Genomic DNA, 24207 nt, shown 5'->3' on the forward strand with positions numbered 1-24207 from the left:
CGCGCACGTCGTGCGCCCTCGACCGTGAAGCTCCGCTTAACCGTCCTTGAGCAGGTTTCACTTTTCTTGAAGGGTGCCGCGCGGGACGGTGGTCCCGTGACCGGACGAAGCGCCCTGCGCCTGGGAACCATGGCCCTGCTGTGGGGCTCGGCGTTCCTGTGGATCGAACTGGCCCTGACCGGGTTCGCGCCCGCCGGGATCGCCACGGCCCGGTGCGCCCTCGGCTCGGCCGTGCTGCTGGTCCTGGCCCGCCGCTCCCGGCAGCGGCTGCCGCGCGGCCTGTGGGGGCACCTCGCCGTGGCCGCGCTGTTCTGCAACGCCGTGCCGTTCCTGCTGTTCGGCATCGGCCAGCAGGGCGTCGACTCGGGCACGGCCGGCGCCCTCAACGCCACCACGCCCCTGTGGTCGCTGGTCATCGGGCTGCTGCTGGGCACCGAGCGCCGCACCACCCCGGTCCGCGTGCTCGGCCTCCTCCTCGGCTTCGGCGGCGTGCTGCTCATCTTCGCGCCGTGGCGGGAGGGCCTGACCGGGTGGAGCGCGCTCGCCCTCGTGGGCGCCGCCGCGAGCTACGCCGTGGCGTTCGCGTACATGGGGCGCACGCTCGTCGGCCACGGCGCGCCGCTGGCCGTGTCCGCCGCGCAGCTCGGCGTCGCCACCGGGCTCTCCGCGCTCGCGCTGCCCTTCGACCGCACCCCCGCCACGCCGAACGCGACGGCCGTCGCGGCGCTCGTCGTGCTGGGGGTCTTCGCGACCGGCGTCACGTTCGTCCTCAACTACCGGATCATCGAGGACGAGGGCGCGACCAGCGCCGCCACCGTCGGCTACCTGCTGCCCGTGGTGTCCGTCGCGCTCGGCGCGGTCGTCCTCGGCGAACCGCTGACCGCCCGCGTCGTCCTCGGGGTGCTGGTGGTGCTCACGGGCGTCGCCATGACCCGGACGACCGCGACCAGGACGCCGCCCGGGGGACGTGCGCCCCGGCGCCGGTTCGCCGACGCCCCCGGAGTTCCGCTCGACCGCCGCCCGACGAGGTGCGGCGGGGCGTCCGGCCAATCGTGACCGCTCGCGCAGCAGACCCACCCCGTGGTGGGGGGTCTTCCGGCAGCACGTCGGACATGATGCGCGGGTCGTCGAGCGGTTCGGCTGCCGTCGAGCGCCTCCTGGACCAGGCGGGCGGTGAGGTCACGTGTGCCGCGGTTCCCGCTTGTACAGGCGCTTCGACCACAGGTAGCCGATGAGCGCGATGCCGAGGCACCAGGCGACCCCGACGATCCAGTCGCTGGTCACCGGCCGGCCGAGGAACAGGTTGCGCAGCGTGTCGATGACGGGGGTGAAGGGGTCGTGCTCGGACAACCAGCGCAGGCCCGGAGCCATCGACGCCGCCGGCACGAACGCGCTCGACAGGAACGGCAGCGCCTGCAGGAACATCGGCAGGTTGCTCGCCGAGTCGACGGTCTTCGCGGCGAGCCCCATGCCGACCGACACCCACGACAGGGCCAGGCTCACGAGCACCAGCAGGCCGAGAGCGGCCAGCCAACCCGGCACTCCCGCGCTGGGGCGGAAACCGATCAGCAGCGCGACGGCGATGACCAGGACGGTGCTGACCATGGCCTGGACCACGCTGCCCACGACGTGTCCGGTCAGGACGGACGCGCGGGAGATGTCCATGGTCCGGAACCTGTTGACGATCCCCTTGGTCATGTCGACCGCGACACCGATGGACGTCCCCATCGCGCCCACCGTCATGCCGAGCAGGATGATGCCGGGGGTGAGGTAGTCGACGTAGTCGATGCCCTGCGCCGCGCCGACCAGGCCGTTGCCCATCGTGCCGCCGAAGGCGAAGACGAAGAGCAGCATCAGCGCCACGGGCGAGACCACGGACGCGATCGGCGCCGACGGGTTGCGGGTGGCGTGGCGCAGGTTGCGCCGCAGCATCGTGGAGGAGTCGTTCAGGGAGAGGGCGAGCGAGGTCATCGGACCGCCTCCTGCTGGTCTTCGCCCCGCGCGGGTGCGGAGGTCAGGCTGATGAACACGTCGTCGAGGTCCGGGGCCTGCACCGACAGGCCGGCTGCCGTGAGGGAGGCCCGGTCGAGCTGTTCCACGACGCGCCGCACCGAGTCGAAGTCGCCCTCGCTCACCACGCGGAGGCTGAGGGTCTCCTCGTCGACGTTCGTGGCGCCCAACGCCTTCGCCGCCGCCGCCAGCTGCTCGGAGTTCTCGAAGGTGAGCCGGATGCCGTTGCCGGGCACCAGGCGCTTGAGCTCCGTCGCGGTGCCCTCTGCCGCGAACCTGCCCTGGTGGAGCACCGCGATCCGGTCGGCCAGCGTGTCCGCCTCCTCCAGGTACTGCGTGGTGAGGAAGATCGTGACGCCGCTGGAGGCCAGGGCCCTGATGCTCTCCCACGTGGTGCGCCGGCTGCGCGGGTCCAGGCCGGTGGTCGGCTCGTCGAGGAAGATGACCTTCGGTGAGCCGACGAGGGTCATGGCGAGGTCGAGCTTGCGGCGCATCCCGCCCGAGTAGGTGCCGACGAGCTTCTTGGCGTCGGCGTCCGTCAGCTCGAACCGCGCCAGCAGTTCCGCGGTTCGCTCCCGGCCCCGCTGCCGCGGCAGTCGGTGCAGGTCGCACATCAGCGCCATGTTCTCCTCGCCGGTGAGCAGTTCGTCCACCGCCGTGGACTGGCCGGTGACCCCGATCGCGGCGCGGACGGCGTCCGGCTCCCGCTGCACGTCGTGGCCCGCGACGTGGATCGTCCCGGCGTCCGGTCGGATCAGCGTGGACAGGATCTGCACGATGGTCGTCTTGCCGGCGCCGTTCGGACCGAGCAGCGCCCAGATGCGCCCGGACGGGACTTCGAAGTCGATCCCGTCCACGACCAGGTTGTCGCCGTACGACTTGCGCAGTCCCCTCACCGCGATTGCCGGCGGGCTGGTTGACGTCATTCCTCGTCCTTCCTGCTCCGTGACGCGGGTGCCGATCGCCGGGCACGCCGAAGAGCGGCGTTGTCGCCGGCGCCGGTGTTGACCGTGGAGCGGTGGGGTGCGGCGTCAGCTCCGGGTAGCGCTGCCGGGATTCGTGGACCGGTGGATCATCACGTCGCCCTGGCGGGTCCTGATCCGCACCTTGACCACGTCGTCGCGGTCCGCGGGGCTCTCCAGGGAGTCCAGCGAGTTGCGCACGGAGCCGTTCCTGCTCCGGGCGTCCACCCAGGCCGCCACGCCCTCGCCGATCCCGATCTCGACCTCCCCGGAGCCGGTCAGGAGCTCGACCTCCCCGGTGGTCGCGCGGCCGACCCGGATGTCGCCGCTCGCGCTCTTGGCGGTGAGGCCCGTCCCGACGCGGTCCACGGTGATGTCGCCGCCGGCCGTGCTGAGGTGCAGTTCGCCGTCGCCGTCGCCGATCCGGATGGCGCCACCGACGACCTTGACGATGGCGCTGTCACCGGTCCGGCGCACCTGCGCAACCTGGAGGACGAGCGGACGGGGAACCCCGGGAGGGCGTGGTGCGCCGGTGGTAGGGTCGCCGCTCGTGGTGGAGGCTTCGCGGCAGGCCGGGGCCGGCCCGGTGGCGGCCACCCGGCCACACGGGACACGATGAGGGTGATCTGATTACCGTGTCCACCTCGGTCCTGATTCCCGTGGCGGTGGTGATGTGGCTCGCCCTGGCCGCGCGCTACTACCTGAAGATGCCGGCGAACCGCCGTGTCGTCTCCGCGCTCGTCGCGCTGGCCACCCCGGCGGTCGGGGTCGGCGCGGCCTTGCTCAGAGGGCTTCCGGTCGGATGGGCGTTCGGGTGCGCGGCCGTCGCCACCGCCATCCCGTGGCTGGCCACGAACTTCAAACCCGAGTTGATGGTCGACGCCGCGCGCGAGTTCGGCGAGGACGTCGCGGAGGAGCAGGAAGACGCTTCGCAGAAGTACCAACTGCGGGCGGTGCTGTTGGTGTTCCTGGTCGTGCTCGTGTGGGCGGTGGTCTTCTGGGACGACATCCCGGTGTGACCGAGCGGCTTCGCCGGCGGTGACTCCTCCGAACCCGGAGGTTCCGGGGGTCGGCTCGGGGTGTCAGCCGACCTCGTCGCGGACGGCGGTGTCGAGGTCGGTGGCGGTCAGGCCGAAGGTGTCGGCCGTCTCCGTCGCGTCCACGTGGAACGGTGCGTACCACTGGTAGTCCATCTCCGCGACCTCGCGGGCGATCGGTACGACCAGTCCGGCCGCGCGCATCACGAAGCGCGGTAGCCGGATCAGCCTGATCGGTGATCGGCCCGCCGCGGTGGCGTAGCGGCGGGCGAGTTCGCGGATCGTGACGGCGGGCGGGGACGGCACGTGCCAGGCCCTGCCCCACGCCCGTTCTTCCGACGCGAGCGCGACCAGTGCCCGTGCCATGTCGGTGTTGACCGTGAAGGTGTGCGGCACGTCCAGGTGGCCGGTGATCCAGGCCGCCCTGCCCTTCGTCAGGGCCGGCTCGATGAGCAGGGGGTAGATGCCGTTGGCGCCCTTGCCGATGTAGTCGGAGCCGCGAACCTCGACCGTGCGGATGCCCGCGGCGAGGGCCTGTTCCCACAGTCGTCCGCGCAGCCTGCCTTTGTGCCCGGTCGCGGCCACGGGGGTGCGTTCGGTCATCAGGCCACCGGGCTGCGGGCCGTAGGCGTACATGCTGCCGGTCAGGGCGAGGACGGCGTCGTTCGCCTTGGCCGCGGCGATGGCCGCTGTCTGCAGGGGCGGCAGCAGGCGTTCCCACTCCGTGTAGGAGGGCGGGTTGGCGCAGTGGTAGATCGCCTCGGCGCCGCGGGACAGTTCGGTCAGGCGGGCCGGGTCGGACGCGTCCGCGGCGACCCGGTCGATCAACGGGTGCTCGGGGCCCGAGCCGCTGCGGGTGACGATCCGGACGTTGTGGCCGCGCTCGACGAGCAGACGAGCGACGTTGCTGCCGATGGACCCGGCGCCGATGACGACGTGTTCGACCATGGCTGTTCTCTCCGCTCCGGGGCAACCCTCGCTTGTTAACGACGTTAGATTTTCTAACGTCGTTAACAATGGCGCACGCCGTCAGCGCGGTCAAGGGCGGTGGCTAGTGTTCGAGGACACCATCGAGGCGAAGTGACGGACCATGTCGATCAGCACGAGACGGGCTCGCGAGCGGGCGAACACCCACCAGCGGATCATCGAGGCGGCGCTGCGCGTGCTCGAGGCCGAAGGCCCCGCGGCCCTGACGATCCGGCGCATCGCTGGCGATGTCGAGTACTCCGCACCCGTCGTCTACCAGCACTTCGCCAACAAGGAAGCCCTCGTCCTGGAACTGGTCGCGCACGGCCACCGCCTGATGCTGGCCGAGGTCCTCGACGCCCTCCAGGAGACCGATGTGGACCTGCGCATGGAGCGCATCGCGTCGGAGTACGTGCGGTTCGCCGGCGAGCACCCCCACCTCTACCAGGTCATGAACGCCCCGGCGATCGACGCGGACGAGCGCGGGCGCGCCGCGCGGCCGGCCGTCGACGCCCTCAAAGAGCTGCTCACCACCTGGTCCGCCAGGCACGACGTGGTCCTGGCCGACCTCGACGACGCCTGCGAGACCATCTGGGGCACGATGCACGGCATCGCCTCCCTCGGCCAACTCGGCAACGTCGGCAACGACCGCGCCCGACGCCTGGCCGTGCGGGCCCTGCACGCGATCCTCCTCGGCTGGCGCACCGAGGCATCGGCGAACGACCGGGACCGGTGAGGGAAAACGCGGGGATGACGCGGGCCCGTGATCGCACCGGAAGGACCTCGGTCGGTTCGGAAGGGCTCCGGACGAGGAGCCGCGAACTGATAATGTCGACCATCCGGCGCCTGCTGGGCCGATCATCAGCGTCCGCGCTCATCCGGCGCGGGTAAGGGGATTCCGATGGGGCGTTGGTTGGTGTTGGGCGGCACCCGGTTCTTATCCCGAGCGGTGGCCGCCGCCGCGGTGGCGCGGGGGCACGAAGTGCTCTGCGCCGCGCGGGGGGAGTCCGGGGCGCCCCCCGAAGGCTCCCGGCTGGTGAAGGTCGACCGCGACACCGAGGACGCGTTGGCGCCACTGCGCGGTGAGCGGTTCGACGCCGTGGTCGACGTGGCCTACATCTCCTACCCGTGGGTGCGGCAGGCGTTGGACGAGCTGGGTGAGGCGGCCGGGCACTGGACGTTCGTCTCGACGATGAACGTCTACGCCGACCTGGCGCGCCGCGGCGGCGGCGTGGACGACCCGTTGCTGGAACCGCGCTACACCGACCCGACGGACCCGGGGGACTTCGGCGCCTACGGGTCGATCAAGGTGGCCTCCGAGCAAGCGGTCGTGGACGCGGTCGGGGACCGCGCGCTGGTGGTGCGCCCCGGCCTGGTCTGCGGTCCGGACGACGAGTCCGACCGGTTCGGCTACTGGCCGGCCAGGTTCGCCCGCGGCGGGCGCGCGGTGGTCCCCGACGCGCCCGACCAGCCGTGCCAGCTCCTCGACGTCCGCGATCTCGCCGAGTGGATCGTGCTCGCGGGCGAGCGGGGGACCACCGGCACTTTCGACGCCTCCGGCCCTCCCGCGACCCTGGGCGCGGTGCTGGACGAGATCGCGACCGCGGTCGGCGCCCCCGACCTGGAGCGCGTCCCGGTGCCACCGGAGGAACTCGCCGCGGTGGGGGTCCTGCCCTGGCAGGGGCCCCGATCGCTGCCGCTGTGGTTGCCCGACGGCTACCTGGGCGTGGTCGACCGCGACACCGACCCGGCCCGCGCCGCCGGCCTGCACTGCCGGCCGATCGCCGAGACGGCTTTGGCCGCACTGGAACGTGAACGCGCGCTCGGCGCCGATCGCGAGCGGCAGGCCGGCCTGACCGCGGCGGAGGAGGCCGAACTGCTGGACGGGCGGTGAGGTCGGCGGCACCGTCCGCGGCACCCCCGACCGTCCGCGTTCGACACGGGACACTCGACTGCCGCACCCCGCACGAAGTGCGCGTCGGCTGTTTTCGAGCGTCGGATCACGGCACAATCTCGGGATGGATGCCGGTCTGTGGGTGGCCGTGATCGCCACCGCCCTGGTCTTGCTGACGCTCGCCGTCCTCGTCGTCCGGGACCGCTCGTCACCCGGTCACCGCGACGACGAGCCCGGCCCCGAGACCTCGGGCGGCGGTGGCGGCGGCTGATCCGGCCCCGCGCCGGTCCAGTTGCCGGTCGAGTTGCCGGACCGGCTGTCGGACCGGCACGCCTCACCGACGCTGCCGCCCGCGCAGGCGTCCGGCTGTGGATAGCGCTTTCCGTTCTGCCCCGGAACGACCGGAAAGGGCGTTGCGTCGCCATCGTCGAACGCGTTCGACACAACGGCCCATACAAGATGCGGCCGTTGACCACGAACGGGAATCGACGTAACTCTTTCGCCTGAGACGTCCTCTCATCCGGCGGCCCGGCCGCCGTGCCGACTCAGGCGAAAGGCACGAACATGACACTGTCGTCATGCGGTGCGGTCATGCGATCGGCGCTCGTGCTGCTGGTGCTGCTCGTGGGCGCGGCCGTCGCGCTCGCACCGGTCGCACCGCCGGCCCGGGCGGCCGCGATCGACACCACGGCGAGCTACGCGGTCGTGGCCCGGCACAGCGGCAAGGCCGTGCAGGTCCAGTCCGCGGCCGACGGTGCCGCCGTGGTGCAGGCGACCAGGACGGACTCGGCCGCGCAGCAGTTCCGGTTCGTCGACTCCGGCGGTGGGTTCTACCGGCTGGAGTCCCGTTACAGCGGCAAGGTCGTGGACATCTCCGGCTCCTCCACCGCCAACGGCGCGAACGTGGTGCAGTGGACCGACGCCAACGCCGCCAACCAGCAGTTCAGCCTGGTCGACACGGACGCCGGGCACGTGCGGATCGTCAACCGCAACAGCGGCAAGGCGCTGGACGTGTGGGAGCGCTCGACCGCAGACGGCGCGCGGGTGTCCCAGTACGACGTCAACGGCGGCGCCAACCAGCAGTGGCTGCTGGTCCGGCTCGGCGGCGGCACGCCGGGCGGCAACGGCTCGCCGACCGACGCGAACGTGAAGTACTTCGGCCGGTGGAACACCGCCGACCCGACCGCGTACGTCTCGGAGTGGGCGGGCGCCTACGTGCTCGTCGGGTTCACCGGTCGCACGGTGAAGCTGAAGCAGCGCAACGCGATCGACTTCTACGCCAGCATCGACGGCGGGCCCGACGTCCCGTACGTCAACCGCAGCGGCACGGTGGACCTCACCCCGACGCCGCTGGCGAGCGGCAACCACACCCTGCGGGTGTCCTACCGGCCGATCGCCGGGTCCTACCGGGGTGACGCGGTGTTCCGCGGCGTCGAGCTGGACGCGGGCGCGACGACGTTCGCGCCGAGCGTGCCGTCGAAGCTCGTCGAGTTCGTCGGTGACTCGATCACGGTGGGCCAGCAGTCGTCCAAGCAGGCCCTGACCGCCTACGGCTGGCTGGTCGGCGAGCGCCTGGGCGCGGGGCACACGCAGATCGCGGTGGGCGGCGCGTGCCTGGTCCCGGCGGCGGACGGCTGCATCGGCATGAGCGACCGGTTCCTGCGCACCGGTCTGCAGGCCAACGCCGCGAACTGGGACTTCTCCCGCTACCGCGCCGACGCCGTGGTGATCAACCTCGGTACCAACGACGTCGGCCACGGCGTCACCGGACCGCAGTTCCAGGCCGCCTACGTCACGCTCCTCCAGCGGGCGCGGCAGAAGTACCCGAACGCCACGGTCCTGGCGGTGCAGACCTTCCGCAAGCGCTACGTCCCGGAGACGCAGGCGGCCGTGCGGACCGTCAACGACCCGAAGGTGCGGTTCGTCGACACCACGGGCTGGATCGTCGAGTCCACCGACACCACCGACAACGTGCACCCCAACGACCAGGGCCACCGCAAGATCGCCGACCGGCTCGCGCCGATCCTGTCGGCGGCGCTCGCCACCGGCTGAGCCGTCGTCCCCGCCCCACGTCCGGGCACTTGCCTCCGCTCCGAGCACGGAGCAGCCGCGATGGCGGCCCAGGTCCGCTGAACCAGCCGGCACGACATGGAGGATCGATGAGGATTTCTTCGCTCACCAGGAACCTGGCGGTCGCGGCGGCGGTGTGCGCCGCCGCGGCGGTCGTGACCACGCCGGCGCACGCCGCGCCCGCGCCCTGCCCGTCCACCGACCGGACCGGTCCGGGGGCCGCCGCCGCGCCGTTCACGGTGTGGATGGCCGGTGACTCCACCATGGCGAAGCCCAACTCCGGCGTCAGCTGCCCGGCGGGCTGGGGCAGCCAGTTCGACCGGCTGTTCAACGACGACGTCACCGTGGTCAACAACGCCGTGGGCGGGCGCAGCATCCAGACCTGGCTCTACGAGTCCAACGTCAAGAGCACCAAGGACTCCGCCGGCGAGTGCGTGGTCAGCCCTCTCACCTACGCCTCCCGCTGGGCGAACATGCTGTCGTCCACCAACGGCATGAAGGCGGGGGACTGGCTGATCATCCAGTTCGGCATCAACGACGGCGACCGCAACTGCCCCCGGCACGTGGGCACGACCCGGTACCGCCAACTGCTGTCCACCATGGCCCGCGAGGCCAAGGCCCGCGGCGTCAAGCCGGTGTTCGTGACGCCGGTCGCCGCGATCCGCTGCTCCGGCTCCACCGCCGTGGGCAACCGCGGGTTCGTGCCCGGGACCATCGCCCAGGCGCAGGCCGACCAGGTGCCGGTCATCGACCTGCACCAGCGCAGCGTCGCCCTCTACAACTCGCTGCGCCTGTGCCCGAACAACGGCGACTACACGCAGGGCGCGGTCGGCGCGTTCTTCTGCAACGACCACACCCACTTCGAAGCCGCCGGCGCGGCCCGCATCGCCGAGGTGGTCGCCGCGGCGCTGCGCGAGCAGGGCATCGGCCTCGCCTCGTCCCTGCGCTGACACCCGTTCGGCGGACGACCGGCCCGGCGGGCACGTGCCGGGCCGGTCGCCTCGGTGCCGGTGGCGCTCGCGGGTGTCGCCACGACCCGGACGGCCGTGACCAAGACGCCGCCCGGGGGACGTGCGCCTTACCAGTTGTCGGTTATGTCCACCGAGGGTGACGAGGGCGCGGCCGATCGGCCGACCTCGGTTGACCGGGTGATCATCGCTGGTCAGGCTGCTGGGGTGACCCCGGACGAGTGATGTCCGCTCCGTCAACCCTGCGTCGGAGCGCACTGGCCCGGGGACCGCCCGAGGAGCCGACACGTGCGTCCTTCCACGCGAACACTCGCCGTCCTCTCCGCCGCCGCCACGGCCATCGGCCTCACCGCCGGGACGGCCCAGGCCGCCCCCGCGCACCAGGCGGACGTCCACTACGCCACCTCGTCCGCGACCGTCCAGCCGGTCGCGGACACCTTCATCGTCAGCCTGGACACCGCCGGCCTGGCCCGCACCGCGCGCAGCGGACGGGCCGTCGCCGCCACCGCGGGCGTCACCCCGACGCACGTGTGGGACGCGGCGTTCACCGGGTTCTCCGCGAAGCTCACCCCGGCCCAGCTGCGCAAGCTCAGCCGCGACCCCGCCGTCAGCACCATCGAGCAGGACGTGCTGGTCACCGACGCGCTCGACGCCACCCAGGCCAACCCGCCGTCGTGGGGCATCGACCGGGTCGACCAGCGCACCCTGCCGCTGTCGGCGAGCTACACCTACAACTACACCGGCGCGGGCGTGCACGCGTACATCATCGACACCGGCATCACGCCGGGCCACGCCGACTACGGCGGCCGGGCCACGTTCGACTTCAACGCGGTGGACACCAACAACACCGACTGCCACGGCCACGGCACGCACGTCGCCGGTACCATCGGCTCGAACACCTACGGCGTCGCCAAGGGCGTGCGGCTGCACGGCGTGAAGATGATGAACTGCTCCGGCAGCGCCACCACCACCTCGGCCCTCAACGCCATCAACTGGGTCACCGCCAACCACACCAAGCCGGCCGTGGCCAACACGTCGTGGAACTTCACCGCGTCGGCGGCCCTGGAGACCGCGATCCGCAACATGATCGCCGCGGGCGTCTTCCTGGCCACCTCGGCGGGCAACACCGGCGGCAACTCGTGCGACCGCCTGCCCCGCAAGGTGGAGACCGCGTCCGTCGTGGCCTCCTCCGATCGCACCGACGCGCGGTCGTCGTTCTCCAGCACCGGCGCGTGCGTCGACCTCTACGCGCCCGGCAGCGCGATCGTCTCCACCCTGAACACCGGCGGCAGCGGTTCGATGAACGGCACGTCGATGGCGACGCCGCACGTGGCGGGCGTGGCCGCGCTCTACAAGCAGCGCTACGGCGACCAGTCGTCCGCGACCGTCCACAACTGGCTGAACTCCGGCGCCACGCCGAACGCCGTCACCAACGGCGCGACCGGCGGCACCGTCAACCGGCTGCTGTTCTCCAACGGCCTCTGACGGACGCCCGACCGTCCCGGCGCGCGGGGGCCCTCTTCACCCCGCGCGCCGGGGCACCCCGCGCGTCCGCCAGGGGGAACCCCGCGCTTCGCCCACCGCCGCGCCGGTGCGGTGCGGTGCCATGATCGGGGCATGGGGACCACCGCGCTGGTGCTGCCGCTCGCCGATCCCGGGGCCGACCTCGACACCGTCGGCGGGAAGGGCGCCTCGTTGGCCCGGCTCGCCCGGGCGGGCCTGCCGGTGCCCGACGGGTTCCACCTCACCACGCACGCCTACCGGCTGTTCGCCGCCGACCTCGGCCAGGAGGTCGAGGACGCCCTGAGCGGACCGGACGCGGCCGGGGAGATCGCCGCCGGGGAGATCGCCGCCGCCTTCGCGCCGCCCGGTGCCCGCCGAGGTCGCGGACGCGGTGCGCGCCGCCCTGCCGCCCGGGCCGGTGGCGGTGCGGTCGTCGGCGACCGCCGAGGACCTGCCGGAGCTGTCGTTCGCCGGGCAGCACGACACCTTCCTCGACGTGTCCGGCGCGGACGCCGTGCTCGACGCGGTCCGCCGGTGCTGGGCGTCGCTGTGGACGGCCCGCGCGATCGACTACCGGGCGCGCAACGGCATCACGGACGTCGCGCAGGCCGTGGTCGTGCAGCGGATGGCGCCGGCCGACGTGTCCGGTGTGCTGTTCACCGCCGACCCGGTGACCGGGGCGCGCGGGGACACCGTGCTCAACGCCGCGCCCGGTCTCGGCGCGGCGCTGGTCGGCGGCACGGTCACGCCCGACTCGTACGTGGTGTCCGGGGGTGTGGTGCGCCGGTCCGGCAACCTGCTCGACGACGCGCTCGTGCTGGAGCTGGCGGCGCTGGGGGAGCGGGTCGAGGAGCTGTTCGGCGTGCCGGTCGACGTCGAGTGGGCCGTGCACGACCGGCGGCCGGCGCTGCTGCAGGCCCGGCCGATCACGGCGCTGCCGGAGGTCTGGAACGACACCCTGCGCGGCGACCACCTCTGGACCTGCGCGAACCTGCGGGAAGCCGTGCCCAGCGTGATGACGCCCGCGACCTGGTCGTTCGCCCTCGCCTTGGCGCCGCCGCCGATCGGAGGGCACCCGACCTCGGGCAACATCGGCGGCCGGTTCTACCTCAACCTCAGCGCGCTGCTGGCCGTCGCGGGCGCGCTCGGCCTCGGCAACGCCGCCCGGCGGGCGTCCGAGCAGGTCTTCGGCCGCATCCCGCCCGGGGTGGAGGTGCCGCCGCTGCCGGTGTCGCGGGCAGCCGTGCTGCGGGCCGCGCTCGGGGTGGCCCGGTCGGCCCTGCGCGAGGGGCGCGAGTACCGGACCCGGCTCGACGGCCTGGTGGCCGCCGCGCCCGCGCACGCGGCCCGGCTGCGGGAGGCGGTCCCGTCCGCCGCCACGCCCGGCGAGCTGTGCGCGCTGTGGGACGCCGACCTGGACGAGCTGCTGCGCGTGCACGCCCGGATCTACAACACGGGCGCGCGCCGCGCCACCGCCCCGCCGGGGCTGCGGCGCCGGCTGGTCGCGCTGGTGGGGGAGGACGACGCCGCGGCGCTGCTGACCGGCGCGCACGGCGCGTCCGGCGAGCTGGCGAGCCTCGGACCGCTGCTCGGCCTGGCCCGGCTGCGGCGCGGCGCGATCACCCGCGAGGAGTACGTCGCCGAGCACGGCCACCGCTTCGCCGACGAGTTCGAGGTGTCCGCGCCCCGCCCCGCCGAGGACCCGACGTGGCCGGAGCGGCTGCTCGACGGGCCCGACGTCGAGCCGGAGGCACTGCTGGCCCGCCGGGCGGCGGCGCGCGACGGGGCGTGGGCCCGGCTGCGCGCCGCCCACCCGCGCCGGGCCGCGCGGCTGCGCCGGCGGGTGGACCGGCTCGTCCGCCGGGCCCGCGAGCGGGAGCGGGCCAGGTCGGAGTTCGCGCGCGCCTTCGCCGTGCTGCGGGCGTTCCTGGTGCGGGCGGGGGAGCTGACCGGCCGCGGCGACGACGTGTTCTTCCTGCCGGTCGAGAAGGTGCTGCGCGTCCTGGAGGGCGACCCGGCGCCGTGGGCGGCGGTGCCCGGCCGGCGTGCCGCGTACGACCGCTACCGCGCCCTGCCGCCGTACCCGACGCTGATCCGGGGCCGGTTCGACCCGGTGTCGTGGGCGGCCGACCCGGACCGACGGCAGGACGTGCACGACCCGGCGGCGGGGCCGCCGCCCGACGCGGTGGTGGGCTTCCCCGGCGCGGCGGGCGTGGCCGAGGGCGTGGCGCGGGTGCTGGGCGACCCGGCGGAGGGCGCTGCGCTGCTCCCCGGCGAGGTGCTCGTGACCACGGTGACCAACATCGGCTGGACCCCGTTGTTCCCGCGCGCGGCGGCCGTGGTGACCGATGTCGGCGCGCCGCTCTCGCACGCCGCGGTGGTGGCCCGGGAGCTGGGCGTGCCCGCCGTCGTGGGGTGCGGCGACGCCACCCGCCGCATCCGCACCGGCGACCGCGTCCGGGTGGACGGCTCCGCGGGCACCGTGGTGGTCCTCCGGTAGCCGTCCTCCCTGACCGCTTCGTCCCGTTCACACCTCGCGGACCCCTTCGCGGGAACCGGCGTTGCGGCAGTCGGCGTATTCCGCGCTGGTGACGGGATCGTTACAGTCAGTTTCTGGGAACGCTCCCAGAAACGACAACGAAGGGGTTGTTGTGCGCAATCTGCTGGCGGCTGTTGCCGCTGTGGTGTCGATGGCCGGGTTGGTGGTGATCGGCGGTAACAGCACCGCCGGGGCCGCACCCGTGTGCGCGGTGGACTACAAGCTGAACCAGTGGGCGACCGGGTTCACCGCCAACGTGACCGTGACCAACCAGTCCGCTCCGGTCACCTCGTGGCAGCTCTCCTGGACCTTCGCCGGCAACCAGGTCGTCAGCTCCGGCTGGAGCGCCGACGTGAAGCAGACCGGCAACCGGGTCACCGTCGCCAACATGCCGTGGAACGGGGCCCTGGGCACGGGCGCGAGCGCCCAGTTCGGCTTCCAGGCCACCTACAGCGGCACGAACGCGGTGCCGACCGACTTCTCGTTCAACGGCGTCTCGTGCAGCGGCGACGGCCCCACGACCACCACCACCACCACGACGACGACCACGACGACCACCACCACGACGGACGTGCCGCCGGTCGGCTGCGGCACGGCGGCGCTGTGCGACGACTTCGAGCAGCAGACCGGTCCGCAGCCGAGCGGGAAGTGGACGGTCGGCGCGGCCAACTGCACCGGCCAGGGCACCGTCAGCATCGACGGGTCGGTCGCGCACAGCGGCTCGAAGTCGGTGCGCGTCAACGGCGCGGCGGGCTACTGCAACCACATCTTCTTCGGCACCCCGCTGACCGGCACGGGCACCGTGCACGGCCGGTTCTACGTCCGCCACACCACGGCCCTGCCGATGGCGCACGTGACGTTCGCGGCGCTCAAGGACACCGCCGACAACGGCAAGGACCTGCGCATGGGCGGCCAGAACGCGGCCCTCCAGTGGAACCGCGAGTCCGACGACGCGACCCTGCCCGCGCAGAGCCCGCAGGGCGTGGCGCAGAGCAAGCCGCTGCCGGTGAACCAGTGGAACTGCGTGCAGTTCACCGTCGACCCGTCCGGCAAGCTGTCCACCTCCCTCAACGGCGCGGCGGTCGCCGGCCTCCAGGTGGACGGCGTGCCCACGCCCGACATCGACCAGCAGTGGCTGAACAAGGCGTGGCGGCCCGCCGTCACCGACCTGCGGCTGGGCTGGGAGAGCTACGGCGACGGCGGCGACACCCTCTGGTACGACGACGTCGCGGTCGGCTCCTCGCCTATCGCCTGCTGACCCGTCGACCCCGGTGCGGCGCCCGGCCCCCGACCGGGCGCCGCACCCTCCCCGGTTCGGGCGGTCGGGTGAACCTCGCCCGCGCGGACCGGTCGCGCGGCGGTGTGGTGCGACGCTGGCCCTCCGGTCGCGGACCCGACCGGAGGGGGAGGTGGCCGGCGTGGTGACGCCCGAGCCGACCGGGGCCGACGAGCCCCGGTCCGCCGACCGGGACGGCCGACCGGGGGCGCGCAACACCGCCTCCGGGACCGTGGCCGGGGTGGTGCAGGCCGGTGTCGTCCACGGTGACGTGCACCTGCACGCGCCACCGCCGTCCGCGCCGGTGGTGCCGCGCCAGCTGCCCGCCGCGCCGGTGTCGTTCGCCGGGCGCGAGGCGGAGCTGACCGCGCTGGACCGCGCCCTGGCCGCCGATCCGGGCGCGGGCGCGGCGATGGTGATCTCGGCGATCGGCGGCGCGGGCGGGATCGGCAAGACCTGCCTGGCGCTGGCCTGGGCGCACCGCAACCTGCACCGGTTCCCCGACGGGCAGCTGTTCGTCGACCTGCGCGGGTTCAGCCCCACCGGGCGGCCCACCGCGCCGGGCGACGCGGTGCGCGGCTTCCTCGCCGCCCTCGGCGTCGCCCCCGACCGCCTGCCGCCGAACCTGGCCGCGCAGGCGGCGCTGTACCGGGGGCTGGTCGCGGGCAGGCGGGTGCTGGTCGTGCTGGACAACGCCGCCACGAGCGAGCAGGTCGTGCCGCTGCTGCCCGGCAGCCCGACCTGCACCGTGCTGGTCACCGGGCGCACCGGCCTGGCCTCCCTGGTCGACCGGCACGGGGCCCGCCACCTGCCGCTGGGCGTCCTCGACCGCGACGAGGCCCACGCCCTGCTGGCCCACCGCCTCGGCGACCGGCGGGTGGACGCCGAACCCGACGCGGTCGACGCGCTGATCGGGCTGTGCGGCCGGCACCCGCTGGCGCTGGCGATCACCGCCCGGCACGCCGCCGGCCGCCCGCACGTCCCGCTGGCCGAGTTCGCGGACGAGCTGCGCGAGTTCGGCCTGGAGGTGCTCGACCACGACACCGACCCCGCCGCCAGCCTGCCCGCCGTCCTCTCGTGGTCCCTGCGCCGCCTCACCGAGCCCCAGCGCCGGGTGTTCGCGCTGCTCGGGGTCGCCCCCGGCCCGGACGTCGACCTGACCGCCGCCGCCGGCCTCACCGGCCTGTCCCGGGCCGAGGCGCGCAAGGCCCTGCACGCCCTGGCGGACGCCTCCCTGCTCGACCGGCACCCGCGCGGGCGCCACTCGATGCACGACCTGGTCCGCGCCTACGCCGCCGGCCTCGCCCACGACCTGCCCGAGCCGGTGCGGCGGGCGGCGCTGGACCGGGTGGTCGACTCCTACCTGCACACCGCGTTCGCCGCCGCCCGCCTGCTCAAGCCGCAGCGCACGCCGATCCGGCTCGACCCGCCCGTCCCCGGCGCCCACCCGCACCCGCTGCCGGACCACGCCGCCGCGCTGCACTGGCTGGACGCCCACCACGCCCACCTGCTGGCCGCCCAGCGCACCGCCGCCGCCCTGCACCGGCACGCGGCGGTGTGGCAGATCGCCTGGACCCTGCACACCTTCCACCGGCGGCGCGGGCACCGGCACGACGCGCTGGCCGCGTGGTCGGCCGCGGCGGACGCCGCCGACCACCTGCCCGACCCCGCCGGGCGCGCCCTCGCCCACCGGCTCCTCGGCGGCGCCCACGCCGACCTGGGGCAGCACGAGCAGGCCGTCGTCCACCTGCACCGGGCCCTCGCGCAGACCGAACAGGACGGCACCCCCGCCCAGCGGGCCCACGCCCACCACGCCCTCGCCCGGGTCTGGGAGCAGCGGGGCGACGACCACCGGGCGCTGGAGCACGCCCGCCGCGCCCTGGACCTCTTCCGCGCCCTCGGCCAGTCGGTGTGGGAAGCCGACGCGGGCACCGCCGTGGGCTGGTGCGCCGCCCGCCTGGGCGACCACGACACCGCCCGCGAGCACTGCCTCGCCTCCCTCGCGCTGCACCGCCGGCACCACAACCCCGAGGGCGAGGCGGACGCGCTGGACGGCCTGGGCTTCATCGACCACCGCACCGGCCACCACGACCGGGCCGCCGACCACCACGAGCAGGCCCTCGCCCGGTACCGCGCCCTCGGCCACACCGCGGCCGCCGCCGACACCCTCGACCGCCTCGCCCGCGCCCGCGCCGCCCTCGGCCACCGCGCCCGCGCCCGCGCGGCGTGGGAGGAGGCGCTGGAGCTCTACCGGCGACTGGGCCGCGACGGCGGGGCCGACGGCGTCCGGCGGCGGCTCGCCGACCTCGACCCGGCGCCGGGGGCCGAGGGGGCTCAGAACGGCAGGCCCGCGTAGTTCTCCGCCAGGCCGGTGGCCGCCGCGGTGGACGAGCACACGTACCGCAGTTGGCTGAGCTGCAGCTCCCGGTCCAGCGGGTCGCCGGTGGTGTGCAGCATCGTGGTCATCCACCAGGAGAAGTGCGTGCACCGCCACACCCGGTGCAGCGCCCGCTCCTCGTAGCCGTCGAGCAGGTCCGTGCGGCCGTCGCCGAAGAACGCCTCCAGCGCCCGCGCCAGCACGGCGACGTCCGCGACGGCCAGGTTGAGGCCCTTCGCGCCGGTCGGCGGCACGATGTGCGCGGCGTCGCCCACCAGGAACAGCCGACCGTGCCGCATCGGCGTGCTGACGAAGCTGCGCATCGGCGTGATGCCCTTGTCCACCACCGGGCCGTGCTCCAGCGACCACCCGTCCAGGCCCAGCCGGGTGTCCAGCGCGGACCAGATCCGCTCGTCCGACCAGTCCTCGATCCGCTCGCCCGGGTCGACCTGGAGGTAGAGCCTGCTCAGCACGGGCGACCTCATGCTGTGCATGGCGAACCCGTCCGGGTGCCAGGCGTAGATCAGCTCGTCGGTCGACGGCGGCACCTCGGCCAGGACGCCCAGCCACGCGAACGGGTAGTGCCGCTCCCACTGGGTGCGCAGCGCCACCGGGATCGTCTCCCGGCTCACGCCGCGGAAGCCGTCCGCGCCCACCACCACGTCGGCGGTGACGCGCCGCGGCGTGCCGGAGGCGTCCACGTAGGACACCGAGGGGTGGTCGGTGTCGAGGTCGTGCAGCGCGGTGCCGCTCACCTCGAAGCGCACGTGCTCGTGCCGCGCGGCCAGCAGGTCCTTCACGACCTCGGTCTGCCCGTACACCCACACCGAGCGCCCGGTCAGCTCGTGCAGGTCGAGGCGGTGGCGCGTCCCGGGCCACTGGAGGTGGAGGCCGTCGTGCCGCAGCCCCTCGGTCTTGAGCCGGTCGCCGAGACCGGCGTCGGTGAGCAGGTCGACGGTGCCCTGCTCCAGCACGCCGGCCCGGACGCGGGCCTCGACGTAGGCGCGGGAGCGGCTCTCCAGCACGACCGAGTCCACGCCGTGCAGGGAGAGCAGGTGGGAGAGCAACAACCCGGCGGGACCGGCACCGACGATGGCTACCTGTGTGCGCATGGCGGCCAAGCCTGCTCCGCGCCCCCGCCGCGGCCAAGGCGCGGCTTCCGCTCAGCGGCAGTCGGGGCGGGGGAGGGTTTTCACGGTCGGGCGAGCACCCGCGAGATGCCGCCCGCGGCGACGCGCAGCGCCGTGACGTGCCGCTCGGGGTCGCGGTGGGTCGCCACGACCAGGCCGAGCGCGGCCACCACCGCGCCCGCCGGGCCGGCCACCGGGACCGCCACCGAGCAGGAGCCCAGCGTCATCTCCTGCGCGGTGCGCGCGTGCCCGCGGCGGCGCACCTCGGCCAGCTCGCGCAGCAGCCGGCCCGGCTCGGTGATCGTGTACGGCGTGCACCGCTCCGGCCCGGCGACGACCTGGGCGACGACCTCCCGCGGCGCGTGCGCCAGGAGCACCTTGCCGACGCCGGTGGCGTGCAGCGGCAACCGGCCGCCGGGCCGGCTCACCACCGGCACCGAGCCGTGGCCGTGGATGCGCTCCAGGTAGAGGGCGGAGGTGTCGTCGCGCACGGCGAGGTGCACGTTCTCCCTGGTCGCCTCGTACAGGTCCTGCATGAACGGCAGCGCCGCCTCGCGCAGCTCGACCTGCACGCGGGCCAGCAGCCCGAGCTGCCACAGCCGCCGGCCGACGACGTACCGGCGGTCGGGGAGGCGTTCCAGCACCTGCTGCGCGACCAGGTCGCGGACCAGCCGGTGCGCGGTGGACAGCGGCAGGCCGCCGCGCCGGGCCAGCTCGGCCAGCGGCAACCCGTCCGGGTGCCCGTCGAGGGCGCCCAGCACGGCGAGCGCGCGGGCCACCACGCTCCTGCCCGAGGACCCACCCGCCACCGGCCGAACGTAGGGGCCGCCCGGGCGCGCGTCAACGCCGGAGGGGCCGGCGGGCGCACCCGCCGGCCCCCGGACTAGCGGGTCACGCCGCGGTGACCGAGACGTCGTCCAGCACGAACGAGGTCTGGTAGGACCAGTCCTCCGCGCCGGTGAAGCTCAGCGCCACGCTCTGGCCCGCGAAGGCGCCGAGGCTGAAGGTGCGCACCTCGTAGCCCGACGGGGTCAGGTTGGTGTAGGTCGCCAGGGTGGTCGAACCGGCCTTGACGGTGAAGGTGTCGAACACCTCCGGCTCGTACTCCGACGTGCTGACCTTCAGCCAGATCGACAGCGTCGTGGCGGTGCACCCGGCCGGGACGGTGACGGTCTGGCTGAGCGTCTCCGTGGCCGTGTAGCCGTAGCCGCCGATCCAGGACGACTGACCGCCGGTGCGCGGCGCGCCGGCCCCGGTCCACGGGCCGATCGTCCAGGTGGCGTTGGACCAGCCCGCCGTGCCGCTCTCGAAGCCGCCGTTGGCGACCTTCTCACCGGGCGCGGAGCAGGAGCCCCCCGTCGGGGTGACCGTCCAGGTGAACGACGCCGAGCCGGTGCCGCCCGCCGAGTCGGTGGCGGTCGCGGTCACCGGGTAGGTGCCCGCGGTGGTGGGGGTGCCGGAGACCAGGCCGGTCGAGGTGTTGACCGACAGGCCGGGCGGCAGGCCGGTGGCCGACCAGGTGTACGGCGGGGTGCCGCCGCTGGCCTTGAGCTGGAGGCTCGTGGCGGTACCGACGGTGCCGGTCTGGTTGCCGGGCGGGGTGACGGACGGGTTGCCCGGGCCGGGGCCGCCGCCGGTGTTGGTGAACAGCAGCCGGTTCGGCGAACCGGTGCCCGGCGAGGTGATCTTGTTGGGGGTGGAGTTGGTGACCATCGTGCTCGCGACCTGCGCGGGCGTCAGCGACGGCGTGGCGCCGAGCAGCAGGGCCGCGCCGCCCGCGACGTGCGGGGCGGCCATCGACGTGCCGCTGATGGTGTTGGTCGCGGTGTCGTTGGTGTTCCAGGTCGAGGTGATGTTCTGGCCGGGCGCGAAGATGTCGCTGCACGTGCCGTAGTTGGAGAACGAGGCGCGGGCGTCGGCGTTGGTCGAGGCGTTGACCGTGATCGCCTCGGCGACGCGCGCCGGGGTGAAGTTGCAGGCGTCGGCGTTGGAGTTGCCCGAGGCGATGGCGTAGGTGACGCCGTCGGCGATCGAGTTGCGCACCGCGGTCTCGCCGGTCACGTCGCTGCCCTGGCCGCCGAGGCTCATGTTCGCCACGGCCGGGCCGGAGGTGTGGTGGCCGGTGACCCAGTCGATGCCCGCGGCGACGCCCGCGAACGAGCCGGAGCCGGCGCAGTTGAGCACCTTCACGGCGATGAGCGTGACGCCCTTGGCGACGCCGTGGGCGGTGCCGCCGACCGTGCCGGCGACGTGCGTGCCGTGGCCGTTGCAGTCGGTGTTGTTGGTGTCGACGGTGTTGGTGCCCCAGGTCGCCCGCCCGCCGAAGTCGGAGTGGGTCGTCCGGATGCCCGTGTCGATGATGTAGGCGGTGACGCCGGAACCGGTGTTCGGGTAGGTGTAGGACGAGTCCAGCGGCAGGTCGCGCTGGTCGAGTCGGTCCAGGCCCCACGACGGCGGGTTGGGCTGGGTGTCGGTCGCCCGGACCTCGCCGTTCTGCTGGACGTAGGCGACGCCGGGTTCGGCGGCGAGCGCCCGGGCGTCCTTCTCGGACAGCGCGCCCGCGAAGCCCTTGAGCGCGTGGCGGTAGGTGAAGTCGACCCGCGCGTCGTACTTGGCGCTCAGGTCGGCGGTGAGCGCGTCGGCGCTCTGGGCGGACAGCTGGTCGTAGACGACGATGTAGCTGTCCGGGATCGCGGTCGGGTTGTTCGCGCCGAGGATCTCTCCCTCGGCGGCGGCGGGTGTGGCGCCGGTGGTCAGGGCCAGTGCCGTGAGGGCCGCTGTGCCTAACGAGACCAGGGCGCGCCTGGGTGCGCGAACGTCTCCCATCGCAGGGTTCTCCCTCGTGCAGGGGTTCCGGCTGACCCGATGCGGCTCGGGCCCGCCGGGATCGGGGTGGTTCCCGGTCACGTTCGCGCGGACGTGGTCGGGAACGTTAGAGGAGCCCTCCTACCTGGACAATCGGCCGCACGTGGGAACACCGTGCGGGGTGCCGAACCCCGGTCGGGTGAACGCCGCCGGCTTGGTACCACTGGTCCCTATTACTTCAGTGTTGACAAAAAGAAATCCTCGGTGTCACGCAGGTCAGGGCGGTCAACCACAGCCGCGAACTGAAGGACGCCCGAGAAGAACCGGGGCCACGGGGGCGAGGTGGGCGGGGGCCGGTGCGGGCCCCCGCCCACGGGCGTCACCGGCCGACGTAGGCGCGGAGGTGTCGGGCGGTGAGGGTGTCGGCGGTGTCGACGAGGGCGGTGGGGGTGCCTTCGAAGACGACGCGCCCGCCGTCGTGGCCGGCTCCCGGGCCGAGGTCGACGATCCAGTCGGCGTGGGCCATGACGGCCTGGTGGTGCTCGATGACGATGACGGTGTCGCCGTTGTCGACGAGGCGGTCGAGCAGGGCGAGGAGCTGGTCGACGTCGGCGAGGTGCAGGCCGGTGGTGGGTTCGTCGAGGATGTAGGTGGACGCCTTCTCGGCCATGTGGATGGCGAGCTTGAGGCGTTGGCGCTCGCCGCCGGAGAGGGTGGTGAGGGGTTGGCCGAGGGAGAGGTAGCCGAGGCCGACGTCGACGAGCCGTTCGAGGACGGCGTGGACCTGCTTCTCGGTGAAGAAGGCGCGGGCTTCGGTGACGGACATGGCGAGGACGTCGCTGATGTCCTTGCCGCGCAGGGTGTAGGTGAGGACCTCGGGGGTGAACCGCTTGCCGGCGCACTCCTCGCAGGTGGTGGCGACGCCGGCCATCATGGCGAGGTCGGTGTAGACGAGGCCGATGCCCTTGCACTTGGGGCAGGCGCCTTCGCTGTTGGCGCTGAAGAGGGCGGGTTTGACGCCGTTGGCCTTGGCGAAGGCGGTGCGGACGGGGTCGAGGAGCCCGGTGTAGGTGGCGGGGTTGGAGCGGCGGGAGCCGCGGATGGGGGACTGGTCGACGGTGACGACGCCGGGGCGGCCGGCGAGTGAGCCGTGGACGAGGCTGGACTTGCCGGAGCCGGCGACGCCGGTGACGACGGTGAGGACGCCGAGGGGGATGTCGACGGAGACGTCCTGGAGGTTGTGCAGGGTGGCGCCGGTGATGGGGAGGTGGCCGGTGGGGGTGCGGACGTGGTCGCGGAGTCGGGCGCGGTGGTCGAGGTGGCGTCCGGTGAGGGTGTCGGAGGCGCGGAGTTCGGCGACGGTGCCGGTGAAGGTGATGTGCCCGCCGCGGGTGCCGGCGCCGGGGCCGAGGTCGACGACGTGGTCGGCGATGGAGATGGTCTCGGGTTTGTGCTCGACGACGAGGACGGTGTTGCCCTTGTCGCGCAGGAGGAGCAGGAGGTCGTTCATGCGCTGGATGTCGTGGGGGTGCAGGCCGACGGTGGGTTCGTCGAAGACGTAGGTGACGTCGGTGAGGGCGCTGCCGAGGTGGCGGACCATCTTGACGCGTTGGGCCTCGCCGCCGGAGAGGGTGGCGGAGGGGCGGTCGAGGCTGAGGTAGCCGAGGCCGATGCCGACGAGGGAGTCGAGGAGTTCGCGCAGGGTGGTGAGCACGGGGCCGACGGAGTGGTCGGTGATCTTGTCGATCCAGGCGGCGAGGTCGCTGATCTGCATGGCGGAGCAGTCGGCGATGGTGGTGCCGTTGATGGTGCTGGAGAGGGCGGCGGCGTTGAGGCGGGCGCCGCGGCAGTCGGGGCAGCGGGTGAAGGTGACGGCGCGGTCGACGAAGGCGCGGATGTGGGGTTGCATGTTCTCGCGGTCCTTGGCGAGGTAGAGGCGTTGGACCTTGGGGAGGAGGCCTTCGTAGGTGACGTTGGTCTTGCCGAGCTTGACCTTGGTGGGTTCGCGGTGGAGGAGGGCGTCGCGCTCGTCGGGGGTGAAGTCGGCGATCTTCTTGTCGGGGTCGAGGAAGCCGGACTGGATGTAGGTCTGGACGTACCAGTTGTCGACGGTGAAGCCGGGGACGGTGATGGCGCCGTCGTTGAGGGACTTGGTGTGGTCGACGAGTTGGTCGACGTCGATGGTGGAGACGCGGCCGAGTCCTTCGCAGCGGGGGCACATGCCTTCGGGGAGGTTGAAGCTGAAGGCGCCGCTGGTGCCGATGCGGGGTGTGCCGAGGCGGCTGAAGAGGATGCGGAGCGCGGTGTTGGCGTCGGTGGCGGTGCCGACGGTGGAGCGGGAGTTGGCGCCCATGCGTTCCTGGTCGACGATGATGGCGGCGCTGAGGTTGCGCAGGGCGTCGACGTCGGGGCGGCCGAGGTTGGGCATGAAGGACTGGATGAACGCGGTGTAGGTCTCGTTGATGAGGCGTTGTGATTCGGCGGCGATGGTGCCGAAGACGAGGCTGGACTTGCCGGAGCCGGAGACGCCGGTGAAGACGGTGAGTCGTCGTTTGGGGATGTCGAGGGAGATGTCGGCGAGGTTGTTCTCGCGTGCGCCGCGTACTTCGATGACGTCGTGGCTGTCGGCGGGCATGCCCATGGCTGTCTTCCCCCAGGTTTGTTTATGGC

19 protein-coding genes and 1 pseudogene are annotated in these 24207 nt (G+C 73.4%); 12 read left to right on the plus strand and 8 right to left on the minus strand.

Going from position 1 to position 24207, the window contains the following annotated elements:
• Positions 1–129: 129 nt before the first annotated feature.
• Positions 130–1056, plus strand: a complete 927-nt coding sequence (locus ACRAKJ_RS20525) for an EamA family transporter (protein WP_438925988.1) — start codon at positions 130–132, stop codon at positions 1054–1056.
• Between the two features lie 123 nt (positions 1057–1179).
• Here the strand turns inward: ACRAKJ_RS20525 and ACRAKJ_RS20530 are convergent, their stop codons facing one another.
• The 3 genes from ACRAKJ_RS20530 to ACRAKJ_RS20540 all read right to left on the minus strand — a co-directional run bounded on the left by ACRAKJ_RS20530 (position 1180) and on the right by ACRAKJ_RS20540 (position 3449).
• The gene (locus tag ACRAKJ_RS20530; RefSeq protein WP_438925982.1) at positions 1180–1971 is read right to left on the minus strand and encodes an ABC transporter permease; all 792 of its coding nucleotides are present in this window, start codon (positions 1969–1971) and stop codon (positions 1180–1182) included.
• A complete protein-coding gene (locus ACRAKJ_RS20535; protein WP_438925981.1) occupies positions 1968–2936 on the minus strand; it encodes an ATP-binding cassette domain-containing protein in 969 nt (322 codons plus the stop codon). The genes ACRAKJ_RS20530 and ACRAKJ_RS20535 overlap by 4 nt, the downstream gene beginning before the upstream one ends.
• A gap of 105 nt (positions 2937–3041) precedes the next feature.
• The gene (locus ACRAKJ_RS20540) at positions 3042–3449 is read right to left on the minus strand and encodes a DUF4097 family beta strand repeat-containing protein (RefSeq protein WP_438925980.1); all 408 of its coding nucleotides are present in this window, start codon (positions 3447–3449) and stop codon (positions 3042–3044) included.
• Between the two features lie 158 nt (positions 3450–3607).
• Between ACRAKJ_RS20540 and ACRAKJ_RS20545 the strand changes: the two genes are divergently transcribed.
• A complete protein-coding gene (locus tag ACRAKJ_RS20545; protein WP_438925979.1) occupies positions 3608–3991 on the plus strand; it encodes a hypothetical protein in 384 nt (127 codons plus the stop codon).
• 63 nt (positions 3992–4054) lie between these two features.
• Here the strand turns inward: ACRAKJ_RS20545 and ACRAKJ_RS20550 are convergent, their stop codons facing one another.
• Entirely contained in the window at positions 4055–4957 is a 903-nt protein-coding gene (locus tag ACRAKJ_RS20550; protein ID WP_438925978.1) for an NAD-dependent epimerase/dehydratase family protein, read from the minus strand.
• Positions 4958–5099: 142 nt separating this feature from the next.
• On the opposite strand from ACRAKJ_RS20550, the gene ACRAKJ_RS20555 reads away from it, so the two are divergent.
• The 10 genes and pseudogenes from ACRAKJ_RS20555 (at position 5100) to ACRAKJ_RS20600 (ending at position 17581) form a co-directional block, all read left to right on the plus strand.
• Complete coding sequence (locus ACRAKJ_RS20555; protein ID WP_438925977.1) at positions 5100–5711, plus strand: WHG domain-containing protein; 612 nt, start codon at positions 5100–5102, stop codon at positions 5709–5711.
• Positions 5712–5876: 165 nt separating this feature from the next.
• Complete coding sequence (locus ACRAKJ_RS20560; protein ID WP_438925976.1) at positions 5877–6869, plus strand: NAD-dependent epimerase/dehydratase family protein; 993 nt, start codon at positions 5877–5879, stop codon at positions 6867–6869.
• Positions 6870–6993: 124 nt separating this feature from the next.
• Positions 6994–7140, plus strand: coding sequence for a hypothetical protein (locus tag ACRAKJ_RS20565; RefSeq protein WP_438925975.1), 147 nt, complete (start codon positions 6994–6996; stop codon positions 7138–7140).
• A gap of 320 nt (positions 7141–7460) precedes the next feature.
• The gene (locus ACRAKJ_RS20570; protein WP_438925974.1) at positions 7461–8921 is read left to right on the plus strand and encodes an RICIN domain-containing protein; all 1461 of its coding nucleotides are present in this window, start codon (positions 7461–7463) and stop codon (positions 8919–8921) included.
• A 107-nt stretch (positions 8922–9028) separates the two neighbouring features.
• Positions 9029–9889, plus strand: a complete 861-nt coding sequence (locus ACRAKJ_RS20575; protein ID WP_438925973.1) for a GDSL-type esterase/lipase family protein — start codon at positions 9029–9031, stop codon at positions 9887–9889.
• 306 nt (positions 9890–10195) lie between these two features.
• Positions 10196–11392, plus strand: a complete 1197-nt coding sequence (locus ACRAKJ_RS20580; protein ID WP_447009087.1) for a S8 family serine peptidase — start codon at positions 10196–10198, stop codon at positions 11390–11392.
• 132 nt (positions 11393–11524) lie between these two features.
• A pseudogene (locus tag ACRAKJ_RS20585) lies at positions 11525–11659 on the plus strand (hypothetical protein); the annotation flags it as partial.
• 118 nt (positions 11660–11777) lie between these two features.
• On the plus strand, positions 11778–13910 hold the full coding sequence (locus ACRAKJ_RS20590; RefSeq protein ID WP_447009088.1) for a PEP/pyruvate-binding domain-containing protein: 2133 nt from the start codon (positions 11778–11780) through the stop codon (positions 13908–13910).
• A gap of 151 nt (positions 13911–14061) precedes the next feature.
• Positions 14062–15207: a cellulose-binding domain-containing protein gene (locus tag ACRAKJ_RS20595; RefSeq protein ID WP_447009089.1), complete on the plus strand. Its 1146-nt coding sequence runs from the start codon at positions 14062–14064 to the stop codon at positions 15205–15207.
• A 160-nt stretch (positions 15208–15367) separates the two neighbouring features.
• Positions 15368–17581, plus strand: a complete 2214-nt coding sequence (locus ACRAKJ_RS20600; protein ID WP_447009090.1) for an ATP-binding protein — start codon at positions 15368–15370, stop codon at positions 17579–17581.
• Here the strand turns inward: ACRAKJ_RS20600 and ACRAKJ_RS20605 are convergent.
• The 4 genes from ACRAKJ_RS20605 to ACRAKJ_RS20620 form a co-directional block, all read right to left on the minus strand.
• Positions 17560–18714: a 4-hydroxybenzoate 3-monooxygenase gene (locus ACRAKJ_RS20605; protein ID WP_438922472.1), complete on the minus strand. Its 1155-nt coding sequence runs from the start codon at positions 18712–18714 to the stop codon at positions 17560–17562. The genes ACRAKJ_RS20600 and ACRAKJ_RS20605 overlap by 22 nt on opposite strands.
• Positions 18715–18794: 80 nt before the next feature.
• Positions 18795–19541, minus strand: coding sequence for an IclR family transcriptional regulator domain-containing protein (locus ACRAKJ_RS20610; protein WP_438922473.1), 747 nt, complete (start codon positions 19539–19541; stop codon positions 18795–18797).
• Between the two features lie 82 nt (positions 19542–19623).
• Positions 19624–21558, minus strand: a complete 1935-nt coding sequence (locus ACRAKJ_RS20615; RefSeq protein ID WP_438922474.1) for a S8 family serine peptidase — start codon at positions 21556–21558, stop codon at positions 19624–19626.
• Positions 21559–21916: 358 nt separating this feature from the next.
• Positions 21917–24178, minus strand: coding sequence for an ATP-binding cassette domain-containing protein (locus ACRAKJ_RS20620; protein ID WP_438922475.1), 2262 nt, complete (start codon positions 24176–24178; stop codon positions 21917–21919).
• Positions 24179–24207 lie beyond the last annotated feature (29 nt).

The organism is Saccharothrix sp. DSM 118769 (assembly GCF_052936295.1).

Excerpts from the sequence above, each read along its gene's own strand:
- ACRAKJ_RS20525 (WP_438925988.1), top strand. The coding sequence starts at position 130 with ATGGCCCTGCTGTGGGGCTCGGCGTTCCTGTGGATCGAACTGGCCCTG.
- ACRAKJ_RS20530 (WP_438925982.1), bottom strand. The coding sequence starts at position 1,971 with ATGACCTCGCTCGCCCTCTCCCTGAACGACTCCTCCACGATGCTGCGG.
- ACRAKJ_RS20535 (WP_438925981.1), bottom strand. The coding sequence starts at position 2,936 with ATGACGTCAACCAGCCCGCCGGCAATCGCGGTGAGGGGACTGCGCAAG.
- ACRAKJ_RS20550 (WP_438925978.1), bottom strand. The coding sequence starts at position 4,957 with ATGGTCGAACACGTCGTCATCGGCGCCGGGTCCATCGGCAGCAACGTC.
- ACRAKJ_RS20555 (WP_438925977.1), top strand. The coding sequence starts at position 5,100 with ATGTCGATCAGCACGAGACGGGCTCGCGAGCGGGCGAACACCCACCAG.
- ACRAKJ_RS20560 (WP_438925976.1), top strand. The coding sequence starts at position 5,877 with ATGGGGCGTTGGTTGGTGTTGGGCGGCACCCGGTTCTTATCCCGAGCG.
- ACRAKJ_RS20565 (WP_438925975.1), top strand. The coding sequence starts at position 6,994 with ATGGATGCCGGTCTGTGGGTGGCCGTGATCGCCACCGCCCTGGTCTTG.
- ACRAKJ_RS20570 (WP_438925974.1), top strand. The coding sequence starts at position 7,461 with ATGCGATCGGCGCTCGTGCTGCTGGTGCTGCTCGTGGGCGCGGCCGTC.
- ACRAKJ_RS20575 (WP_438925973.1), top strand. The coding sequence starts at position 9,029 with ATGAGGATTTCTTCGCTCACCAGGAACCTGGCGGTCGCGGCGGCGGTG.
- ACRAKJ_RS20605 (WP_438922472.1), bottom strand. The coding sequence starts at position 18,714 with ATGCGCACACAGGTAGCCATCGTCGGTGCCGGTCCCGCCGGGTTGTTG.
- ACRAKJ_RS20615 (WP_438922474.1), bottom strand. The coding sequence starts at position 21,558 with ATGGGAGACGTTCGCGCACCCAGGCGCGCCCTGGTCTCGTTAGGCACA.
- ACRAKJ_RS20620 (WP_438922475.1), bottom strand. The coding sequence starts at position 24,178 with ATGGGCATGCCCGCCGACAGCCACGACGTCATCGAAGTACGCGGCGCA.